Below are 20149 nucleotides of genomic sequence, written 5' to 3'. Positions count from 1 at the left end.
ATGGGTGACGACACCACGACCACGGGTGAGGGCGACTCGACCAAGACGACCACCACGACCGCGGCGACCGAGGCGACCGCGCCGAAGAGCAGGCGACGTTCGTGGGCGGGCCGGTCCGCAGGTGCCGGCGGCGGAGGGGCCGCGGCCCAGGTCGCGAAGGTCCGCGTGCTGCTGGCTCGCGTGCTGTGGGCGGTGTGCGCGGTGTTTGCGCTCATCCTGGCCGCGGCGGTCCTGCTCATCGCGGTCGACGCCAATACCGACAACGAGCTCGTCCGGTGGGTCATCGCCCGGGCCGACAACGTCGACCTGGGGTTCTTCGACCTGTCCAACCCGATCAAGGACTGGGACAAGGACGAGACCGACGTCATGCAGGACGTCAAGACCGCGCTGTTCAACTACGGCCTCGCCGCGATCGTCTGGCTGGGCATCGGCAAGCTCCTCGACAAGGTCGTGCGTCCCTGAGCGAGCGGTGTCGCGTACGTCACGTCCACGCCGGGGCGGACGGGTGACCCGAAGTCGGTGACTCGGCGGTAACCTGCCGAGGTCTGCTTCAGTCGCATCATCCGGGCTCGACCTCGGTGTCCCACCGGGTCGGCCCGCCGAGTGCATCAGGAGGGGCCCGGACGGGCCACACCACCATGAACATTGTCGTCTGTGTGAAGTACGTGCCCGACGCCACCGCCGACCGGCGGTTCGAGTCGGACAACACCGTGGACCGCGTCGGCGTCGACGGGCTCCTGTCCGAGCTCGACGAGTACGCCGTCGAGCAGGCCCTGCAGATCAAGGAGAAGCGCGAGGGTGACGACGTCACCGTCACGGCCCTCTGCATCGGCCCCGAGAAGGCGGTCGACGCCGTCCGCAAGGCCCTGCAGATGGGGGCCGACCAGGGCGTGATCGTGACCGACGAGGCGATCGCCGGGTCCGACTACCTCGCGACCTCCCTGGTGCTCGCCAAGGCCATCGAGAAGATCGGTGTCCCCGACCTGGTCGTGTGCGGCATGGCCTCGACCGATGCCTCCGGCAGCGTCGTGCCCGCCATGCTCGCCGAGCGGCTCGACCTCCCGCAGGTCACCTTCGCCTCGGTCGTCGAGACCCAGGGCGACCAGGTGCGCGTCAAGCGCGACGGCGACATCGCCACCGAGGTCATCGGCGGCACCATGCCGCTGGTCCTCTCGGTGACCGACCAGACCGGCGAGGCCCGCTACCCGTCCTTCAAGGGCATCATGGCGGCCAAGAAGAAGCCGCTCGAGACCTACTCGCTCAGCGACCTCGGCCTCGAGGCCGACCAGGTCGGGCTGGGCACCGCGTGGAGCACGGTCGAGGACACCACCGAGCGTCCCCCGCGCACCGCCGGCGAGATCGTCAAGGACGAGGACGGGTCCGGCGCCACGGCGCTGACCGACTTCCTCGTGTCCAAGAAGTTCATCTGACGGGCGAGGAGCCACACACATGTCTGAAGTCCTGGTGGTCGTCGACCACGTCGACGGCGCGGTCAAGAAGCCGACCTTCGAGCTGCTCACCATCGCCCGCCGCCTCGGCGAGCCCTCGGCCGTCTTCTTCGGCTCGCCCGACAAGGGTGCCGAGGCGGCCGAGAAGCTCGGCAAGCACGGCGCCGAGAAGGTCTACGTCGTCGACGACGCCGAGATCAAGGGCTACCTCGTGGCCCCCAAGGCCGAGGCCCTGCAGCAGCTGGTCGACAAGACCTCGCCCGCCGCGGTGCTGTTCGTGTCCGGCTACGAGGGCAAGGAGGTGGCGGCCCGGCTGGCCATCAAGATCGGCGCCGGCCTGATCACCGACGCCGTCGACGTCGACGACAGCGGCACCACCACGCAGAGCGTCTTCGCCGGCAGCTACACCGTCAAGGCCAAGGTCACCCAGGGTGTCCCGCTGATCACGGTCAAGCCCAACTCGGCCCCGGTCGAGGAGGTCGGCGCCGCCGGCACGGTCGAGGCGTTCGCCGCGACCGTCTCCGACAGCGCCAAGAAGGCCCAGATCGTGGCGTCGCAGCCGCGCAAGGCCTCCGGTCGTCCAGAGCTCACCGAGGCCGCGATCGTCGTCTCCGGCGGGCGTGGCACCGGCGGCGACTTCGCCCCCATCGAGGGCCTGGCCGATGCGCTCGGTGCCGCCGTCGGCGCCTCGCGCGCCGCCGTCGACTCCGGCTGGATGCCGCACAGCTTCCAGGTCGGCCAGACCGGCAAGGTCGTCTCGCCGCAGCTCTACGTCGCCAACGGCATCTCGGGTGCGATCCAGCACCGCGCCGGCATGCAGACCTCCAAGACGATCGTCGCTGTCAACAAGGACGAGGAGGCCCCGATCTTCGAGCTCGTCGACTTCGGTGTGGTCGGCGACCTCCACAAGGTCCTGCCCGCCGCCACCGAGGCGATCGTCAAGCACAAGGGCTGACCCGCCCGCCCGTCGTACGACGCCCCGCTGTCCCCTGGGACGGCGGGGCGTCGTCGTGTCTCGCGACCGGGGCGGGGGTCAGGCTCGGGGCAGCACGACGACGAACCGGGTCCCGCGACCCAGGGTCGAGTCGACCTCGACCCGGCCGCCGTGGCGGGTCACGACCGAGGACACGATCGACAGCCCCAGGCCGGTGCCGGGGCGGCGGTAGGCCTCGGGGTTGGTGCTGCGGAAGAACGTCTGGAAGATCCTCGTCTGGTCCTCGGCGGAGATGCCGAGGCCCTCGTCGGCGACGACGAGCGTGACGTCGTCGCCGTGGGGAGCCAGCTCGATGCCGACGGTCGTGCCGGCGTCGGAGTACTTCACCGCGTTGCTGACCAGGTTGGCGACCATCCGGTCGAGCTCGACGTGGTCGCCGGCCACGAGCAGGGGACGGTCCGGCGCACGGACGTCGAGCCGCAGGCCCTTGGCGGCCGCGGCGGTGGTGAGCGTCGCGGCGACGTCGTGCACCACCGCTGCCAGGTCGACCGGCACGCGCACGAGGGGATGTCGGGGATCGCTGACGCGGGTGAGGAGCAGCAGGTCGTCCACCACGTCCTCCATCCGCCGGCTGCTGCGTTCGAGCGCGGCGTGGAACGGGGTGACGTCGGCGCCGGGCTCGAGGTCCTGCAGCACCTCGACGTTGCCGCGGATGATCGTCAACGGGGTACGCAGCTCGTGCGAGAGGGTGGCGATCATCTGGCTGCGGTACTCGTCGGTGCGCCGCAGCTCGTCGACGATCGCCGACTCGCGCTCGAGCGCCTGGGCGGTGCGCAGGGCGGCGCCCAGGTCGTGGCCCAGCTCGAGGAGCAGTTCGCACTCGACGGCGGTCCAGGCCGGCCGGTCGGCTCCACGGGCCAGCCCGAGCAGCCCGACGCACTCCTGGCCGACGCCCAGGGGGACGACGAGGGCGACCGTCCCCGCCGCCTGCTCGAGCATGGAGTCGATCGCCTCCGCGACCGGCGGGGCGAGGTCGCTCAGGCCGCTGGTCAGGTCACCGGGGCCGCGCACCAGCACCGTCTGCTGCTGCCACAGCACGGGGGCCAGGTCGGCGGCCAGCTGGTGGAGGTGGGCGGACGACGGGGGAGTGGGTCCGTCGGAGCGTCGCAGCGCACCGCTGCCGGCGCCGTCCGGCGCGAGCACGTGGATCCAGGTCGCGTCGGCGGAGAAGCCCTCGACGAGCGGCCCGTGCACCCGGTCGAGCACCTCGGACAACGAGCCCCCGGCGGCCACGGACGCCGACCTGACGGCCCTGCGGGCGGCATCGGCGTGCGCGACGTGGAAGGCCAGGGCGTCGCGCTCGAAGGCGGTGATCACGACCCGCTCGGCGTGGGCGGCGTACCGCTCCAGCAGCGTGCGCTGGGCGTGGTCGGGACGCAGGCCCGACAGCGGCGAGTCCACCGACAAGGTGCCGCACAGGCGACCCTCGTCGTCGCGCAGGAACGCCACCAGGGCGTCCTCGGTCCGCCACGCGTCGGTCGTGACCTGCCCGGGGTGCCCGGAGTGCTCGGACAGGGAGACCCAGTGGCCGGGCAGGGCGCCCTGGCGGTCCTCGGTGGCCAGGAAGCGGAACCGCCCCCAGGTCTCGGCCTGGTCGACCAGCGGGTCGAGCACCGAGACCGGGTCGGTCTGGAAGATGAACTCCCGCATGGCCTCCGGGCCGTGGTAGCCGACGGTGACCAGGTCGTCGCCGAGGAGGACGCAGAGCACGGCCGCCTCGAACCCGACCATCTCGGCCACCGACTCGGTGAGGAGCTGCAGGACGGCGCGCGTCGAGTAGTCCGACCACCAGGCGTGGTCGGGGTGGGTGTGCACCTCGGTCCTGCTCGCGCTGCGGGTCGCGCCCTGGGACGGCGGCCCCAGCGCGCCGAGAACGACCGGGCGCGTGGGCGCCGGCGGCTCTCGGGTCATGGCCGTTCCTCCGCTGTGTCGGTCCGGGCGCCCTGTGCGGGTAGCCCGCCAGGGCATCATCGCGCACGACGTCGCCCCCGCGGGGTGGAAGTGCGAGATCGGCCGGCAGCGGTCCGGCAGCGGTCCGGCAGCGGTCCGGCGGTCAGTCGTGCCGTCGGCGCAGCCGCCACCACAGCCACGCGGCGAGCGGCACGTTGGCCACGAGGAGGAAGAAGCCACCCTGCAGGTAGGCACCCAGGTCGGAGTCGATGCTCCCGCGCCGGCTCCCGAGGCTGTCGACCTGCACCGCGAACGGGTCGGTGAGGGCGACGTAGCCGTACCAGGTCAGGGCCGCCCAGACGCCTGCGGCTCCGAGGACCCACCCCACGCGAGACGTGGCCGCGAACATCGCGAGCAGGACGCCCGTCCCGGCCACGCCGAAGAAGAGCCCCGTCAGGTCCAGGGTGAGTCGGGGGAGGTCGCCGACGCCCCGCAGGACCAGGCCCACCGTGAGCGCCGCGACCAGCAGACGCAGCAGCCACCAGCCCACCAGTCGGACCCCGCTCTTCGGCGACGGTGGTCCGGTCAGCTCGGCGACGATCCCCATGGGTCGATCATCGCGCAGGCACGCGGCCGCACGCGCCCACGCCGGGTAGGACAGTGCCGAGCACCACTAGCCTCGGGGCGTGAGCACCGACCCCGCCACCGACGTGCGTGACCTCGCCCTGCGCGCCCGTGAGGCGTCGTACGAGCTGGCCCTGGCCACCCGCGCGGCCAAGGACGCGGCCCTGCACGCGATGGCCGACGCGCTGCTCGGGCGCCGCAGCGAGGTGCTCGCGGCCAACGCCGACGACGTGGCCCGCGCCGAGGACGGCGGTACGCCGGCCAACGTGGTCGACCGGCTCCGCCTCGACGACGACCGGCTCGCCGCCATGGCCCAGGGCCTGCGCGACGTGGCGGCGCTGCCCGACCCGGTCGGTGAGGTGGTGCGGGGGAGCACCCTGGCCAACGGGCTGGAGCTGCGCCAGGTGCGGGTGCCGTTCGGGGTGGTCGGGATGATCTACGAGGCGCGGCCCAACGTGACGGCCGACGCGGCGGGGATCTGCCTGAAGTCGGGCAACGCCGTGCTGCTGCGCGGGAGCAGCAGCGCGTCGGCCTCCAACACCGCGATCGTCGCCGTCCTGCGCGACGCGATCGGCAGCGCCGGGCTGCCGGCCGACGCCGTGCTGCGCGTGCCGGCGGACACCCGCGAGACGGTGACGGCGCTGATGCGGGCCCGCGGGCTGGTCGACGTGCTGATCCCACGCGGGGGAGCCGGGCTGATCCAGAGCGTCGTGGACGGGTCGACGGTGCCCGTGATCGAGACCGGCGTCGGCAACTGCCACGTCTACGTCGACGCCGGCGCCGACCTCGACCAGGCGCTCGCCGTGGTGCTCAACGCCAAGACCCACCGCACCAGCGTCTGCAACGCCGCGGAGTCGCTGCTGGTGCACGCCGACCTCGTCGACACGTTCCTGCCCCGCGTGGTCACGGCGTTGCAGGAGGCGGGGGTCACCGTCCACGGCGACGACACCGTCGCCCGCCTTCCCGGGGTCGAGCGGGCGGACGACGACGACCACGCGCGGGAGTACCTCTCCCTCGACATCTCCGCCGCCGTCGTACCCGACCTCGACGCGGCCGTCGCCCACATCCGCCGCTTCTCCAGCGGTCACACCGAGGCGATCCTGACGCGCGACCAGGGCGCCGCCCGACGCTTCGTGGCCGCCGTCGACAGCGCGGCGGTGCTGGTCAACGCCAGCACCCGCTTCACCGACGGCGGCGAGCTCGGGTTCGGGGCCGAGATCGGCATCAGCACCCAGAAGCTGCACGCGCGCGGACCGATGGGCCTGCCCGAGATGACCTCGACCAAGTACGTCGTCACCGGCGACGGACACGTGCGCTGACACGTGCGCTGACACGTGCGCTGACACGTGCGCTGACACGTGCGCTGGCCCCGCCGCGCCCCGTGATGTGCGGGACGGACCGTCCTCCCCGGTAGGGTGCGATCGTGCCTGACGCGACCCGCGCCACCCACGCCGACCCGGCCGTGGAGCGTCTCTGGACCGGGGCCACCGTCATCACGTTCGTGCGCACGATCGCGTCGTTCGCGTTGTGCCTGGTGGGGCTGTGGCACGAGGAGCTGACCTGGCTCGTCGTCGGCCTCGGCGTCTACTGGGTCGGCGACATGGCCGACGGCGCCTACGCCCGGCTGCGCGACTGCGAGACCCGCATCGGCGGGGTCATCGACATGCTCTGCGACCGGCTCAACTGCGCGGCGTTCTACCTGTGCTTCGCGGCCCTCGAGCACGAGATGATCCTGCCCGTCGCGGTCTACCTCTTCGAGTTCCTGGTCATCGACTTCTTCCTCTCCCTGGCCTTCCTGGCCTGGCCGATCCGCAGCCCCAACTACTTCTACGAGGTCGACGAGCGCATCTACCGGTGGAACTGGTCGAAGCCGGCCAAGGCGGTCAACTCCTCGCTGTTCGCCGTGCTGCTGCTCGTGACCGGGTGGTGGTGGCTCGGCCTGGCGATCGCGATCGGTCTCGTCGTCCTCAAGTGCGTCTCGCTGCGCTGGCTGCTGCAGCTCGGGCTGCCCGTGCCCGCGCGCGTGGTGCAGCCGGCCGGGTAGCCCACCGTGCTCCTGCTCTGGCTGACCATGTTCGGGCTCAGCATCGCCTCCGCGCTGCTCCCGTTCCTGCCGATGGAGGCGATCATCGTGGGCGGGGCGGCGGCCGAGCCCGGCGTGCCCGCCGCGATCTCCCTCGGCATCGCGGCCGGCGCGGGCGCCACCATCGGCAAGATCGTCTGGTACGAGCTCGCGCGTCGCGGGTCGAGCTCGGAGTGGGCGCAGAAGAAGCTCTCCTCTCCCAAGATCCAGGCCGGTTACGAGCGCTGGACGAGCCGGATGGAGGGGCGCCCGGTGTACGCCGGCGCCGTCATGTTCGTGGCCGCGTCGGTCGGGATCCCGCCGCTGCTGCTGATGGCCGCCGTGGCCGGCGTGCTCAAGATGCCGATGTGGGTCTTCGTCCCCACCGTCTTCGTCGGACGCTCGATCAGGTTCGGGCTGCTCTTCCTGGGCGTCAACGCGTTCCTGCCCGCTTTCCTGCACTTCTGAGCCGGGGCGATAGGCTTCCCCCATGTCAGCCAGCCTCGTCACCGCCCTCGTCACGGCCGCGGCCGAGACCGAGACCACGTCCGACCCCGCCGTGCCCGCCTGGGTCTTCGGGCTGCTGGCCTTCGGCATCCTGCTGGCGCTGCTCATCGGTCTGGTGTCGTTCGGCGGGGGACGCGAGCACTCCTGACGTGACGTCGCTCAGGAGGGGTCGATGACGGCCACGACCCCGACGGCCGGCCGACGCCGGATCGGTGTCATGGGCGGCACGTTCGACCCCATCCACCACGGCCACCTCGTGGCCGCCTCCGAGGTGCAGGCCTGGTTCGACCTCGACGAGGTCGTCTTCGTGCCGACCGGTCGGCCCTGGCAGAAGCTCGACCGCCCCGGCGGAGAGGTCTCGCAGGCCGAGCACCGCTACCTGATGACGGTCGTCGCCACCGCGGCCAACCCCCGCTTCCAGGTCTCGCGCGTCGACATCGACCGCGAGGGGCCGACGTACACGATCGACACGCTGCAGGACCTCGCGGCGCAGCACCCCGACGCCGACCTGTTCTTCATCACCGGCGCCGACGCCCTCGCCGAGATCTTCAGCTGGCGCGACGCCGGCCGGCTCTTCGAGCTCGCCCACTTCGTCGGCTGCACCCGCCCGGGGGCCGACCTGCCCGCGACGACCGTCGAGGCCATCCCGCACGACCGGGTCACCCTCCTCGAGGTGCCGGCCCTGGCCATCAGCTCGACCGACTGCCGCGAGCGGCAGCGCACCGGACGTCCCGTCTGGTACCTCGTCCCCGACGGTGTGGTCCAGTACATCCACAAGCACCGCCTCTACACGGAAGCCCCCTCATGACAGCCACCGACCACGCCATCGAGCTCGTCCACGCCGCCGCCCGCGCGGCCAGCGACAAGCTCGCCACGCAGATCATCGCCTTCGACGTCAGCGAGCAGCTCGCCATCACCGATGCCTTCGTGCTGGCCTCGGCCAGCAACGACCGCCAGGTGAAGGCGATCGTCGACGAGGTCGAGGACAAGCTGCGCGAGATCGGCTCCAAGCCCATCCGCCGCGAGGGCGAGCGCGACGGCCGCTGGGTGCTCATCGACTACGGCGAGATCGTCGTCCACGTGCAGCACGAGGAGGAGCGCCAGTTCTACGCCCTCGAGCGGCTCTGGCGCGACTGCCCCGCCATCGCGCTGCCCGCCGACGTCACCTCCGACGAGCGGTGAGCGAGGGCCGCACCCTCGTCCTGCTGCGCCACGGTCGCACCCCCTGGAACCACTCCGGTCGGATCCAGGGCCACGCGGACGTCGAGCTCGACGACCACGGCGTCGCGCAGGCCGCCCGTACGGCGCCCGTCCTCGCCGCCCTGCAGCCGGCGCTGATCTGGTCCTCCGACCTGCTGCGGGCCCGGCTGACCGCCGCCCCGCTCGCCGAGGCGTGCGGCCTGCCGGTGACCACCGACGCCCGGCTGCGCGAGTTCGGCTTCGGCCCCTACGAGGGGCTGACCCACGCCGCACTCGGGGCCAGCGACCCCGCCAGCCACGCCGCGATGCGCCGCGGCGACTACGACCAGGTCACCCACGCCGAGCCGACCGACGTCGTCCGCGCCCGGATGCTCGCCGTGCTCACCGACCTGCGCGACGCGCTGTCGCCGGGGGAGACCGGGATCGCCGTCAGCCACGGTGCCGCCGTACGGCTGGCGACGGCCGCGGTCCTCGGCTGGCCCGACGAGCAGTTCCGCACCCTGCGCGGCCTCGACAACTGCGGCTGGGTGGTCCTGCACGAGCACCCGGCCGACGGCGTGCTCCGGCTCGCGGCCTACAACCGCACCGTCTCCTGAGGAGCCGGTGGCATCGGGTGGGGACCCGATTTCACATCGCCGGGAGGCGTTGGCTAAAGTACGACGAGTTCGCGGGGGTGTGGCGCAGCTGGTAGCGCACCTGCATGGCATGCAGGGGGTCAGGGGTTCGAGTCCCCTCACCTCCACCCGAACGCGAGGCCCGGTCCGAGAGGACCGGGCCTTCGTCGTTGGTGGGGTTGCTGGGCCGGGGCCGGTCAGGCGCCGGGCGTCGAGCCGCCGGCGATCTCGTAGTTCCACACCTCGCTGTGGGTCGAGACCGGGCGCGGCGCGTCGCCACCGGCACGCTCGGCGGCCGAGCGGTGCCCCTCGGCGAAGCCGGGGGAGCTCACCCAGGCCTGGAACGACGCCTCGTCGCGCCAGCGAGTGATCACCAGCCACTGCTCGCGGTCGTCGGTGGGCTTGAGCAGCTCGAAGCCCTCGAAGCCGTCGGCGCCGTCGACGGCGCCCGCGCGGGCGGCGAAGCGGTGGGCGAGCTCGTCGCCGGAGCCGGCAGGGACGGTGATGGCGTTGATCTTGATCGTGGTCACGGGCCCAGCCTGCCAGGCCGGGGCGAGACCGGGGATGGTCGACCGACTCGTTCAATTGAACGGGTTGGGTCGGTGGGAGGGGTCCTGGTGGTCTCCGACTCGTTCAATTGAACGGGTTGGGTCGGTGGGACGGGCCGTGTGGCCCCCAACTCGTTCGATTGCGCCGGTCGATCCACGCAACCGGGCGCGTTACCGCGCCGCCAGCTCGTCCCAGTCGACGTTGGCGGTGCGCCGCTGGTACTCCGAGACCCGGCCCGGCCAGTTGGTGGTGATGCGGGAGCCGTCGACGTACCAGCTGTCGCAGCCGTTCCAGGCCGAGGCCCGCAGCCGGGTCTGCATCTCGCGGTCGTAGGCCTCGGCCACCTCGGGCAGCACCTCGATGGTGCGCGTGCCGTCGCCGAGCTGCGAGACCGCCTCGGCGACGTAGCCCGCCTGGGCCTCCATCATGGAGATGATCGAGCTGCCGCCGAGGTTGGTGTTGGGGCCGTAGATGCAGAAGAAGTTGGGAAAGCCCGGCACGGTCACACCGAGGTGGGCGTGGGCGCCGTCGGCCCAGTGCTGGTGCAGGTCGGCGCCGTCGACGCCGGTCACGGCGACGCCGGCGAGGAAACCGGTCGCGGCGAAGCCGGTGCCCCAGACGATCACGTCGGCCTCGTGCAGCGTGCCGTCCTCGGTGCGTACGCCGGAGGGCTCGACGCCGGTCACCGCGCCGGTCACGACGTCGACGTGCTCGCGGGACAGGGCGGGGTACCAGTCGTTGGAGAACAGGATCCGCTTGCAGCCGATCTCGTAGTCGGGCACGAGCCTGGCGCGCAGGGCGGCGTCGGGCACCTGGCGCCGCAGGTGCAGCCTCCACGCCACGCGGATCGTCGCCAGGAACGCCTTCGACCAGCGGACCTGGCCGCCGAGGGCGGCGTTGAGCTTCTCGCTGGCCCAGAAGACGGTCCGGCGCTCGGCCTGCAGCAGGGCCGGCCAGCGGGCGAAGGCCCGGTGGTGGTGGGGCTTGTACTGCTGGTCGGGCTTCGGGACGACGTACGGCGCGGAGCGCTGGAACACCGTCAGCGCCCCCACCCGGTCGACGATGCCGGGCACGAGCTGGATCGCGCTGGCGCCGGTGCCGATGACCGCCACCCGCCGGCCGGTGAGGTCGACGTCGTGGCGCCACTGCGCGGAGTGGAACGCCGGGCCCGCGAAGTCGTCGATGCCGGGGATGCGCGGGACGACCGGGTTGGAGAGCTGGCCGAGCGCCGAGACGACCACCTCCGCGTCGTACGTCGTCTCGTCGGCGCACCCGACGTGCCAGACCGCGGCGTCGTCGTCCCAGGTGCACGAGACGACCTCGGCGCCGGTGACGACGAGGCCGGTGAGTCCCTCGCGCTCGGCCGCGTCGCGCAGGTAGGCCAGGATCTCGGGCTGCTTGGCGTAGCGGCGGTCCCACCTCGGGTTGACCGCCCACGACCACGAGTAGAGCGGTGAGGGCACGTCGCACGCCGCGTCGGGATAGGTGTTGTCGCGCCACACCCCGCCGATCGCGTCGGCCCGCTCGAGCACCGTGATGTCGGTGACGCCGCGCTCGCGCAGCGCCCGCGCCGCGCCGAGGCCGCCGAACCCGGCTCCGATGACGACGACCCGAGGGCTGTTGTTGTCTGCCATGGGCCGAACCTAGGCGCCGCGGCGCGGCCCGGGACAGGGTCATGGGATCGAGCGGATGATAATTCCGGACATGCGTCTCGAGCCGGCCGCCGCGGACTGGACGTTCACGCGCACCGTCGCGGGGGTCGCCGTGCTGTGCCGGTACGCCGCCGCGCACGGTCTCGACGCACGACGGTGCCTCAGCGGCACCGGCCTGGACCCCGAGCAGCTGGCCGACCCCGACCGCGAGGTGACCGCCGCCCAGGAGCTGCGGGTGGTCCGCACCCTGCGCCGCGAGCTGGGCGAGGTCGGGCTCGCGGTGGGGGCGACGTACTCGGCGAGCACCTTCGGTGCCTTCGGGTACGCCGTGCAGTCCTCGCGCACGGTGCTCGACGCGATGGCGACCGCGGCGCACTTCATCGACCTGTCGTTCGCCTTCGCGCTCCCGCGGGCCGAGGTCGCGGGGGAGCGGGTGGTGGTCGAGCACGACGGTACGGGCCTGCCCCGCGACGTACGCCGGTTCCTGCTGGAGCGCGACGCCGAGGCCGTGCGTCGGGTGCTGGACGGCCTGGTGCCCGGCGGGGTGGGCGCGGTCCTGGAGGTCTCGGGTGACCGGGCGTCGGTCGTCTTCGAGGCCGACCAGCTCGACCGTCCGCTGCCCGACCGGAGCGCCGAGGGACTGCGTACCGCCGAGGCGGTGTGCCGCGACGTGGTCGACCGTCGCCGGGCCCGCACCGGGTTGGCTGCCGACGTCCGGGTCCTGGTGACGCAACGGCTGCGCGACGGCGCCCCGATGCCCGACGTCGCGGCCGCGCTCGGCTGGACCGAGCGGACCCTGCGCCGTCGCCTGGCCCAGGAAGGCGTCGGCTACCGCGAGCTCGTCGACGAGGTGCGCTCCTCGATGGCGGCCGCGCTCACCGCCCGGCGGGCCACGCTGCCCGTGGCCGACCTGGCGGCCCGGCTCGGCTACGCGAGTGCGCCGGCCTACCTGCACGCGCGCGCGAGGTGGGACCGGTGACGACAGACGCAGACCGGGCCGGCGACCACGCGAGGTGCGTGGGCGCCGGCCCGGCCGGAGGGGTGAGTCAGAGCGTCAGCTCGTGGTGCGCACGTTCCGCGTGTCGGTCGCCGAGCCGCCGTCGCCGGTGGCGACGACCTTGACGACCAGCGTGCCGCTGACCTTCTGGGCCGTCTTCAGCAGGGCGTCGCCGCCGTTGCTGTAGAGCGCCCGGGTGACCAGGACCCGGCCGTGGTTGGACAGCGTGACCGTGACCTTCTTGGCGCCCGAGGCCGCCACGGAGACCGCGAGGCCGTTGCGCAGCGAGGACGCCTTGACCGACGTCGCCGCGGCGACCTGGACGGCCGGCTTGAGCGGCGTCGAGGGGGCGGGCTCACCGGGCGGCAGCTCGCTCGGCGTACGGCCGAGCAGGGTGGCGAACAGGTCGGTCTGGTCGATGACGCCGGTGACGTTGGCGCCCTGCGGGCCGGACGCGGCCACGCGGACCTGGGTGCCGGTGTGGCTCTGCGACTGACCGGCCTCGGCGGTCGAGTAGCCGACCGTCATCGGGTCGCCGTCGGCCGTCATCAGCGTCGTGCTCAGCTTGGCGTTGGCCGCGGCGGGGATGATCTGCGTCGAGTGGCCGTGGTCGGCGGTGACGAGGATGAGGGTGTCCGGGTTGTCGGCCTGGAAGTTCAGGGCCTCCTGGACGGCCTCGTCGAGCTCGACGACGTCACCGATCGCGCCGCAGATGTCGGCGGAGTGCTCCTGCTTGTCGACCATGGCGCTCTCGGCCTGCAGGAAGAAGCCCTTGTCGTTGTCGAGCAGCTCGATCGCCTTGCGGGTCATCCGCGAGAAGTCGGGCTGGTCGCCGCGGTCGGCGTTGGCGCACGACGCGTAGGGGCCGCCCGCACCGGTGGCCGTGGCCACCATCGGAGCGAAGCGCGTGGTCATGTTGGCGGGTGCGAAGAGACCGAGCACCGGTCCGCCCTCGAGCGAGGTGACGGCGTTCATCTGGCTGGAGTCCTCGACCAGGCGGTAGCCCTTGGTCGCGGCGCTGTCGAGCACGGTCGGCCCGGCGTCGGTCGCCTGCACGAAGCGGTTCTTGCCGCCGCCCATGAGGACGTCGATCTTGTGGTCGACGAGCTGCTCGGCGATGGAGCCGAGGCCCGCGGGCGTGGCCGACTTCTTCTCCACGGCGCAGGCCGTCATGTCGGTCGGGCCCTGGCACGCGCGCTGGCTGATGTGCGAGGCGGCTGCTGCCGGCGTCGCGTCGGTGATCTCCGCGGTCGAGATGTTGCCGACGAGCTTGCCCTGCGTCTGGTACTTCTCGAGGACCGTCTCGTAGTTCTCGCCGGGGATGTTGGACGCGGCGCTGGGACCCTGCGACAGCCGGCTGTCGACGGTCTTCTTGCCGGTCGACCAGCCGCTGGCGGTGGGGGCCGAGTCGGAGACGTAGGCGATCGGGTAGTCGGGTCCGGCGCCGACCTTGAGGCCGTACGTCGTCATCGCCCCCGTGAAGGGAAGCGAGTCGAGGGCCGGGAAGCGGCCGCCCGCGCCGTAGGTGTAGTTGCGCGCCGCGGTGATGATCGAGTCGTCCATCCCGTCGCCGATGATGAGGATGACGTTCTTCGGCTTGGCCGGGTCGATGGCCTTGGCGAGGTCGGCGGAGCGGTCCTCGGTGAAGCCGCTGTCGGCCCGGAGTGCCGGGCCGCCGGTGCCGGCGGTCGCCGCGGTCACGCCGAGGGTGGCGGTGGCGGCAAGCGCGGCCACGATGGTGATGGTACGTGTGCGTCGCACAGGTGGTTCCTCTCGTTGGATGTCCCACCGCGCAACCTCTCGGTAGCGGCGGGCGCAAGGGCGTCCGTCGGGGGTGTCCCGCATGGCCATCCGGTGGCCGCTCGGCGTCGTCGTACGCGGTGCGGTCGGCCGATGGTCGCCGGGCGTTCACCTCGCGGTGGAGGAGTGGGCGCCTGCCTCATCTACCTTGCCGATCATGACTCTCAGTACCGGCCCCTCGGTAGGCCGCCGACTGCTCCCGATCACCCCCCGCCACGACGCCGTCGGGGCTCACAGCCGCTCCTCACGTGACCCGATGACCTGCCTGTTCCGCTGCGGCAACGCCTGCGACCACCCCGAGCCCAACCGCAGCGACCACGGCCACGTCCAGGACGAGATCGCCAAGGTCGTGGGTCGTCGCGGGCTGCTGCAGAGTGCGCTGCTCGGTGGTGGCGCCCTGGTGATCGGCGGGTCCGTCGCCGGGGCCGGGCGCGCGGCGGCGGCCACGTCCGCCGTCGCGCCGAGCGGGACCGCGACCGCGGGTGCCGCCCGGGCCGCGGCGAAGGGGGGCGACCTGACCCGGTCGTTCACCGCCGTACGCCCCAACAAGCGCGACGCCGTCACGACGGCGGCCGGTCACACCAGCTCCGTGGTCGTGCGGTGGGGCGACCCGGTGGTGCCGGGGGCCGTGGCCTTCGACGCCGCGGCGCAGACCCCGGCCGCCGCGCGCACCCAGTTCGGCTACAACTGCGACTACGTCGGCGTGCTGCCGCTCGTGCCCGGCAAGCCTCTCGGCGACGACGCCCTGCTGGTGGTGAACCACGAGTACACCGACGAGAACCTGATGTTCCCGGCCGAGACCTACACCGACGACGAGATCAAGGCCGTCGCGATCGCCAACCACGGCATGTCGGTCCTGCAGATCCGCCGTGGTGCCGCCCCGGGGTCGTGGAAGCGCATCACCCCGTCGAGCAAGACGCCCAAGAACCGTCGCATCCACGCCGGCACCGGGTTCCGCCTCGACGGGCCGGCCGCCGGCGACGAGCGCCTACGGACCGCCGCGGACCCCACCGGCACCCTGGTGCGCGGCACCTTCGGCAACTGCGCCGGCGGGATGACGCCGTGGGGGACCGTGCTGTCGGGGGAGGAGAACTTCAACGGCTACTTCGACAAGTCCGGTGAGCTCGACCCGCGCTACACCGCCGAGTACGCGCGCTACGGCATCGCCGGGAGCGGCAAGGGCTGGCGCTCGGTCGACCCGCGCTTCGACCTGACCGTCGAGCCGCACGAGCCCCACCGCTTCGGCTGGATCGTCGAGGTCGATCCGCACGCGCCCAAGATGGGGCCGCGCAAGCACACGATGCTGGGTCGCTTCAAGCACGAGGGCGCCAACGTGATCGTCTCGGCCAACGGCCACGCGGTCGTCTACATGGGCGACGACGAGCGCGGCGACTACCTCTACAAGTTCGTCTCGGCCGCCAAGGTCGACAAGCGCACCAACCTCGCCGGTCGCAACGCCAACAAGGAGCTGCTCACCGCCGGCACGCTGTACGTCGCCAAGCTGACCGGTGACGGCTCCGACGACGGGCAGTACGACGGCACCGGCCGCTGGCTCAAGCTGTGCACCGACACGACCTCCTTCGTCCCCGGTATGTCGGTCGCCGACGTCCTCATCTTCACCCGGCTCGCCGCGGACAAGCTCGCGCCGACCAAGATGGACCGCCCCGAGGACGTCGAGCCCAACCCGGTCAACGGCCGCATCTACGCCGCGCTCACCAACAACTCCGACCGCGGCAAGTCCACGATGCCGGTCGACGAGGCCAACCCGCTGGCCTCCTCGATGGTGCGCACCGCACCGGGCGCCCCCCTGACCTCCGCCTCGGGCAACCGCAACGGCTACGTCCTGGAGATCGCCGAGACCGGCCGGCTCGGTCATGCGGACCGCTACTTCGCCTGGAACCTGATGCTCGTCTGCGGCGACCCGGCCGCCGCCGAGACCTGGTTCGGCGGGTTCGACAAGTCCCAGGTCAGCCCGATCAGCTGCCCGGACAACGTCAGCTTCGACAGCGCCGGCAACCTGTGGATCTCCACCGACGGCAACGTCCTGGGCTCCAACGACGGCATCTTCCGGGTGCCGGTCGAGGGGGCGCGGCGCGGTCAGGTCCTGCAGTTCCTCACCGTGCCGCTCGGTGCCGAGGCGTGCGGTCCGCTGGTCACCGACTCCGACCGCTCGCTGTTCTTCGCCGTGCAGCACCCCGGCGAGATCACCGGCGCCACCTTCGAGAAGCAGTCGAGCACCTGGCCGCACACCGACGACTTCCCGCGGCCCTCGGTCTGCGTGGCCTACGTCGACCGCTGACCCGCACCGTGCGGCGGCCGACCGCGCCTCAGGTGATCGTCATGCCCCCGTCGACCGCCAGGGTCTGCCCGGTCACGTAGCCGCCCGCGGCCGAGGCCAGGAACACCACGGTCGCGGCCAGCTCGGCCGGGTCGCCCTTGCGGCCGGCGGGGATGCGCGGCATCTGCGAGTCGAGGTAGCCCTCGGGGTACTGGTCGGTCATCTCGGAGACGAAGAACCCCGGCGCGATCGCGTTGACGCGGATGCCCTTGCGTCCGGTCCACTGCTGGGCGAGGTCACGGGTCAGGCCGATGAGCCCGGCCTTCGACGCGGCGTACGCCGCCTGGGGGAGCCCGGCGGTGGTGAGGCCCAGGACCGAGGAGATGTTGATGATGCTCGACCCGGGCTGCATCACCCGCCCGCAGGCCTGCGCCATCCAGTAGCAGCCGTTGAGGTTGACGTCGATGACGGCGCGGAACTCGTCGGGCCGCTCGCGGGTCGCGGGGGCGGCGGTGCCGATGCCGGCGTTGTTGACCAGGATGTCGACGCGGCCGAACTCCTCCATCGCCAGGGCGACGAGGTTGGTGCACGAGTCGGGGTCGGCGACGTCGGTCGCGACCGTGAGCGCGCGGCGGCCGGCACCCTCGACGAGGGCTGCGGTGTCGGCGAGGCGGTCGGCGCGGCGCGCACCGAGCGCGAGGTCGGCACCTGCCTCGGCCAGGCCCTGGGCGAAGGCGACGCCGAGGCCGCTGGAGGCGCCGGTGACGACGGCGACCTTGCCGTCGAGTCGGAACATGTCGGGGACGGTCTGGGTGACGGACATGGTCGGATCGTAGGCGGCGGACGGCTCAGCTCGCGCCGAGCTGCGCCTTGATGTCGGTCTTGAGCACCTTGCCGACCTTGGAGCGCGGCAGGTCGTCCCAGACCTCGACCTGCTTGGGGGTCTTCACGCTGCCGAGCCGGTCCTTGACGAAGGCCTTGACCTGCGCCGGGTCGATCACGGCGCCGGCCCGGGCCTGGACGACCGCCACCACACGCTCGCCCCACGTGTCGTCGGGGAGCCCGACGACCGCACAGTCCTGCACGTCGGGATGGGACATCACGGCCTGCTCGACCTCGGTGGAGTAGACGTTGAAACCGCCGGTGATCACCATGTCCTTGGCGCGGTCGACGATGAACAGGAACCCCTCGTCGTCCAGGAGCCCGATGTCGCCGGTGTGGTGCCACCCGTGGGCCGAGGCCGCCGCGGTGGCGGCGGCGTCGTGGAGGTAGCCGGCCATGACCAGCGACGAGCGGACGACGATCTCGCCCGTCTCGCCGGTGGGCAGCAGGGTGCCGTGCTCGTCCATGATGGAGACCGTCACCAACGGAGCCGGACGCCCCGCTGATGACAGCCGTTCGAGGGCGATGCTCCCGTCGGGACGGAAGTGCTCGCGGGGCGACAGCGTCGAGATCATCATGGGTGCCTCGGTCTGGCCGAAGAGCTGTGCCATCACCGGGCCGATGCGGGTCAGTGCCTCCTCGAGGCGGACCGCGGACATCGGCGCCGCGCCGTACCAGAAGCACTGCAGGCTGGAGAGATCAGTGCTCTCGAGTCGCTCGTGGGCCAGGACCATGTAGATCAGCGTCGGCGGCAGGAACGTGTGGGTCACCCGGTGGCGCTCGACGTGGTCGAGGAAGCCGCCGACGTCGGGGGAGCGCATCACGACGACCTCGCCGCCCCGGGCCAGCACCGGGAAGCACAGCACCCCGGCAGCGTGGGTGAGCGGCGCCAGGGCCAGGTAGACGGGCCGTCCCTCCCACGGATAGCTCATCAGCGTGATGGCGCTCATCGTCTCGAGGTTGTGATGGGTGAGCAGCACGCCCTTGGGTCGACCGGTCGTGCCGCCGGTGCCGACGACCATGGCCACGTCGTCGATCGGCGTCGGGTCCGGGCCGGGCGCTCCGCCGTCGAGGAACTCGTGCCAGCCGAGCGCGAAGTCGACCTCGGCGTCGAGGCACACCAAGGTCGCTAGGGCCGGGAGGTCGCCGCGGACCTGGTCGACCAGCGGGGCGAACGACGCCTGGAAGACGAGAGCGGTGCACTCGAACAGGGCGAGCAGGTCACGGTTCTCGGCGGCCTCGTTGCGTGGGTTGATCGGGCACCACACGGCGCCGGCCCGGCTGATCCCGAACACGGTCGTGAACGCCACCGGGTCGTTGGCCGACAGGATCGCCACCTTGTCGCCCGGCCGCACGCCGCGGGCCGCCAGCGCCGCCGAGATGCGGAGGCTGAGCTCCCGCACCTCGGCGTACGAGCTGGTCGCGCCGTCGGTGGTCAGGCAGGGTGCGTCCGGCCCGATCGACCAGCCCTTGTCGAGGTAGTCGACGAGCCGCATGCCCACGGTGCGCTCAGCCCTCGACCGTCAGCACGGGCTCGGAGACGAGACCGAAGGAGCGCAGGACGCCGAGCAGCTCGCGGTGGCCGAACGCCTGGCACCCCGAGGCGAAGCCGACGCGACGTGGGGGCTGCTGGAGCAGCGCGTAGGCGGCGTACGCCTGGAGCAGCCCGGTCTGCTTGTAGTTCTGGTTGCCGTGGATGACGCAGTGGGCCCGACCGAGCGGACCCGAGGCGTGCACCGAGTCGAGCGTCTTGTTGAGGCGGGGGTTCTCGCGTGGCGGCATCTCGCTCATCACCTGCGCTGCGGTCGCGGCCAGGGCGACGTACTTGTCGTCGGAGCTCATCCCCTCCGTGGCCGCAACGGCCCCGGCGACGATCTGGGGGACCGCGAGCATCAGCCCACGGTTGAAGACGCCACCGAGCGCCTTGACGTTGGCGACCCGGGGGTCGGTCCGGTACCAGACCGGGTGGGACGTGCCGCCCCACGGCAGCGCGAGGGCGACCTCGTGCTGGCCGGGGATGGAGAGGTGGGCGTGACCGCCGTCGGGGTCGAACGGGACGTAGGCGTTCTGCTCGAGGTAGTGCGCCCCGGACAGGGCCGCGTTGAACAGGATCGTCTGGGTCGAGGCGATGGTCGGGCTGCCGCCCCAGAACACCGCGATGTCGAGGGTGTCGAGGCCGGGGCGCTCGAGTGCGACCTCGGCCGCGATCTCGCCGGTCGTGTACATCTGGGCGATGCCGGGGGCGAGCAGCAGCCCGGCGGCGGCGAAGTCGGCTCCCCACCTCTCGTCGCAGGTGATCAGCCAGTCCTGCTCACCGGTGGTGTCGGTGTAGTGGGCGCCGGTCGCCAGGCACGCCTCGACGACCTCCGGACCCCACTTGCTGAACGGGCCGACGGTGTTGAGCACCACGCTCGCGCCGGTGAAGAGCTCGGTCAGCGAGGCGAGGTCGTGGGTGACCTCGACGACCTCGTAGTCGGCAGTCTCGATGCCGGCGACGTTGCGGTCCATCGAGGCCTGCAGCTTGGCGCCGTCGCGGCCCGCGGCCACGAACGGGACGCCGTACTCGCGCAGGTACTCGCAGATGAGCCGGCCGGTGTAGCCGGACGCGCCGTAGACGACGACGCGCTTGGGGGTGTCGGTGTGGTCGCTCAT

At 72.2% G+C, this 20149-nt stretch carries 20 protein-coding genes and 1 tRNA gene; 13 read left to right on the top strand and 8 right to left on the bottom strand.

The window, feature by feature from the left end:
• The 3 genes from FJQ56_RS18110 to FJQ56_RS18100 all read left to right on the top strand — a co-directional run bounded on the left by FJQ56_RS18110 (nucleotide 1) and on the right by FJQ56_RS18100 (nucleotide 2403).
• Nucleotides 1–462, top strand: a complete 462-nt coding sequence (locus FJQ56_RS18110) for a hypothetical protein (RefSeq protein WP_140010982.1) — start codon at nucleotides 1–3, stop codon at nucleotides 460–462.
• A gap of 194 nt (nucleotides 463–656) precedes the next feature.
• Entirely contained in the window at nucleotides 657–1430 is a 774-nt protein-coding gene (locus FJQ56_RS18105; RefSeq protein ID WP_246084235.1) for an electron transfer flavoprotein subunit beta/FixA family protein, read from the top strand.
• A 19-nt stretch (nucleotides 1431–1449) separates the two neighbouring features.
• Nucleotides 1450–2403, top strand: coding sequence for an electron transfer flavoprotein subunit alpha/FixB family protein (locus FJQ56_RS18100; protein ID WP_140010980.1), 954 nt, complete (start codon nucleotides 1450–1452; stop codon nucleotides 2401–2403).
• A gap of 78 nt (nucleotides 2404–2481) precedes the next feature.
• On the opposite strand, the gene FJQ56_RS18095 is transcribed toward FJQ56_RS18100, so the two are convergent.
• The gene (locus tag FJQ56_RS18095; RefSeq protein WP_140010979.1) at nucleotides 2482–4353 is read right to left on the bottom strand and encodes a sensor histidine kinase; all 1872 of its coding nucleotides are present in this window, start codon (nucleotides 4351–4353) and stop codon (nucleotides 2482–2484) included.
• A gap of 142 nt (nucleotides 4354–4495) precedes the next feature.
• Nucleotides 4496–4939 carry a hypothetical protein gene (locus FJQ56_RS18090; protein WP_140010978.1) on the bottom strand — a complete coding sequence of 148 codons (444 nt, stop codon included), beginning with the start codon at nucleotides 4937–4939 and terminating at the stop codon, nucleotides 4496–4498.
• A 79-nt stretch (nucleotides 4940–5018) separates the two neighbouring features.
• Here FJQ56_RS18090 and FJQ56_RS18085 point away from each other — a divergent pair, with 79 nt between their 5' ends.
• The 8 genes from FJQ56_RS18085 (at nucleotide 5019) to FJQ56_RS18055 (ending at nucleotide 9467) form a co-directional block, all read left to right on the top strand.
• The gene (locus FJQ56_RS18085; RefSeq protein WP_140010977.1) at nucleotides 5019–6275 is read left to right on the top strand and encodes a glutamate-5-semialdehyde dehydrogenase; all 1257 of its coding nucleotides are present in this window, start codon (nucleotides 5019–5021) and stop codon (nucleotides 6273–6275) included.
• A 104-nt stretch (nucleotides 6276–6379) separates the two neighbouring features.
• Nucleotides 6380–7000, top strand: coding sequence for a CDP-alcohol phosphatidyltransferase family protein (locus FJQ56_RS18080; protein ID WP_246084234.1), 621 nt, complete (start codon nucleotides 6380–6382; stop codon nucleotides 6998–7000).
• Between the two features lie 6 nt (nucleotides 7001–7006).
• Nucleotides 7007–7486, top strand: coding sequence for a VTT domain-containing protein (locus FJQ56_RS18075; RefSeq protein WP_140010975.1), 480 nt, complete (start codon nucleotides 7007–7009; stop codon nucleotides 7484–7486).
• A gap of 22 nt (nucleotides 7487–7508) precedes the next feature.
• Nucleotides 7509–7673: a hypothetical protein gene (locus tag FJQ56_RS22250; protein ID WP_170215460.1), complete on the top strand. Its 165-nt coding sequence runs from the start codon at nucleotides 7509–7511 to the stop codon at nucleotides 7671–7673.
• Between the two features lie 69 nt (nucleotides 7674–7742).
• Nucleotides 7743–8333, top strand: a complete 591-nt coding sequence (gene nadD / locus FJQ56_RS18070) for a nicotinate-nucleotide adenylyltransferase (protein ID WP_246084246.1) — start codon at nucleotides 7743–7745, stop codon at nucleotides 8331–8333.
• Entirely contained in the window at nucleotides 8330–8707 is a 378-nt protein-coding gene (gene rsfS, locus FJQ56_RS18065; RefSeq protein WP_140010973.1) for a ribosome silencing factor, read from the top strand. The genes nadD and rsfS overlap by 4 nt, the downstream gene beginning before the upstream one ends.
• Complete coding sequence (locus FJQ56_RS18060; protein WP_170215459.1) at nucleotides 8704–9321, top strand: histidine phosphatase family protein; 618 nt, start codon at nucleotides 8704–8706, stop codon at nucleotides 9319–9321. Before rsfS ends, FJQ56_RS18060 begins: the two co-directional genes overlap by 4 nt.
• 73 nt (nucleotides 9322–9394) lie before the next feature.
• Nucleotides 9395–9467 (top strand) — tRNA-Ala (locus FJQ56_RS18055).
• A 69-nt stretch (nucleotides 9468–9536) separates the two neighbouring features.
• Here FJQ56_RS18055 and FJQ56_RS18050 read toward each other — a convergent pair.
• Together FJQ56_RS18050 and FJQ56_RS18045 are read right to left on the bottom strand one after the other, a co-directional pair.
• A complete protein-coding gene (locus FJQ56_RS18050) occupies nucleotides 9537–9869 on the bottom strand; it encodes an antibiotic biosynthesis monooxygenase family protein (protein ID WP_140010972.1) in 333 nt (110 codons plus the stop codon).
• A 189-nt stretch (nucleotides 9870–10058) separates the two neighbouring features.
• Entirely contained in the window at nucleotides 10059–11522 is a 1464-nt protein-coding gene (locus FJQ56_RS18045; RefSeq protein WP_140010971.1) for a flavin-containing monooxygenase, read from the bottom strand.
• A gap of 70 nt (nucleotides 11523–11592) precedes the next feature.
• Here FJQ56_RS18045 and FJQ56_RS18040 point away from each other — a divergent pair, with 70 nt between their 5' ends.
• On the top strand, nucleotides 11593–12519 hold the full coding sequence (locus tag FJQ56_RS18040; RefSeq protein ID WP_170215458.1) for an AraC family transcriptional regulator ligand-binding domain-containing protein: 927 nt from the start codon (nucleotides 11593–11595) through the stop codon (nucleotides 12517–12519).
• Nucleotides 12520–12594: 75 nt separating this feature from the next.
• Here FJQ56_RS18040 and FJQ56_RS18035 read toward each other — a convergent pair whose 3' ends face one another.
• Complete coding sequence (locus tag FJQ56_RS18035; protein WP_211351152.1) at nucleotides 12595–14271, bottom strand: alkaline phosphatase; 1677 nt, start codon at nucleotides 14269–14271, stop codon at nucleotides 12595–12597.
• Nucleotides 14272–14494: 223 nt separating this feature from the next.
• Between FJQ56_RS18035 and FJQ56_RS18030 the strand changes: the two genes are divergently transcribed.
• On the top strand, nucleotides 14495–16636 hold the full coding sequence (locus FJQ56_RS18030) for a PhoX family protein (RefSeq protein WP_140010969.1): 2142 nt from the start codon (nucleotides 14495–14497) through the stop codon (nucleotides 16634–16636).
• 28 nt (nucleotides 16637–16664) lie between these two features.
• Here FJQ56_RS18030 and FJQ56_RS18025 read toward each other — a convergent pair whose 3' ends face one another.
• The 3 genes from FJQ56_RS18025 to FJQ56_RS18015 are packed head-to-tail and all read right to left on the bottom strand — an operon-like array spanning nucleotide 16665 to nucleotide 20149.
• On the bottom strand, nucleotides 16665–17438 hold the full coding sequence (locus tag FJQ56_RS18025; RefSeq protein ID WP_140010968.1) for an SDR family NAD(P)-dependent oxidoreductase: 774 nt from the start codon (nucleotides 17436–17438) through the stop codon (nucleotides 16665–16667).
• Between the two features lie 25 nt (nucleotides 17439–17463).
• Entirely contained in the window at nucleotides 17464–18993 is a 1530-nt protein-coding gene (locus tag FJQ56_RS18020; RefSeq protein WP_140011096.1) for an AMP-binding protein, read from the bottom strand.
• A 13-nt stretch (nucleotides 18994–19006) separates the two neighbouring features.
• Nucleotides 19007–20149 (bottom strand): DUF5938 domain-containing protein, encoded by a 1143-nt coding sequence (locus tag FJQ56_RS18015; RefSeq protein ID WP_140010967.1) that lies wholly within the window; start codon nucleotides 20147–20149, stop codon nucleotides 19007–19009.

The organism is Nocardioides plantarum, assembly GCF_006346395.1.
In the GTDB taxonomy this organism is placed as follows: Bacteria; Actinomycetota; Actinomycetes; order Propionibacteriales; family Nocardioidaceae; genus Nocardioides; species Nocardioides plantarum.
This window is presented reverse-complemented; position numbering and strand designations above follow the sequence as displayed.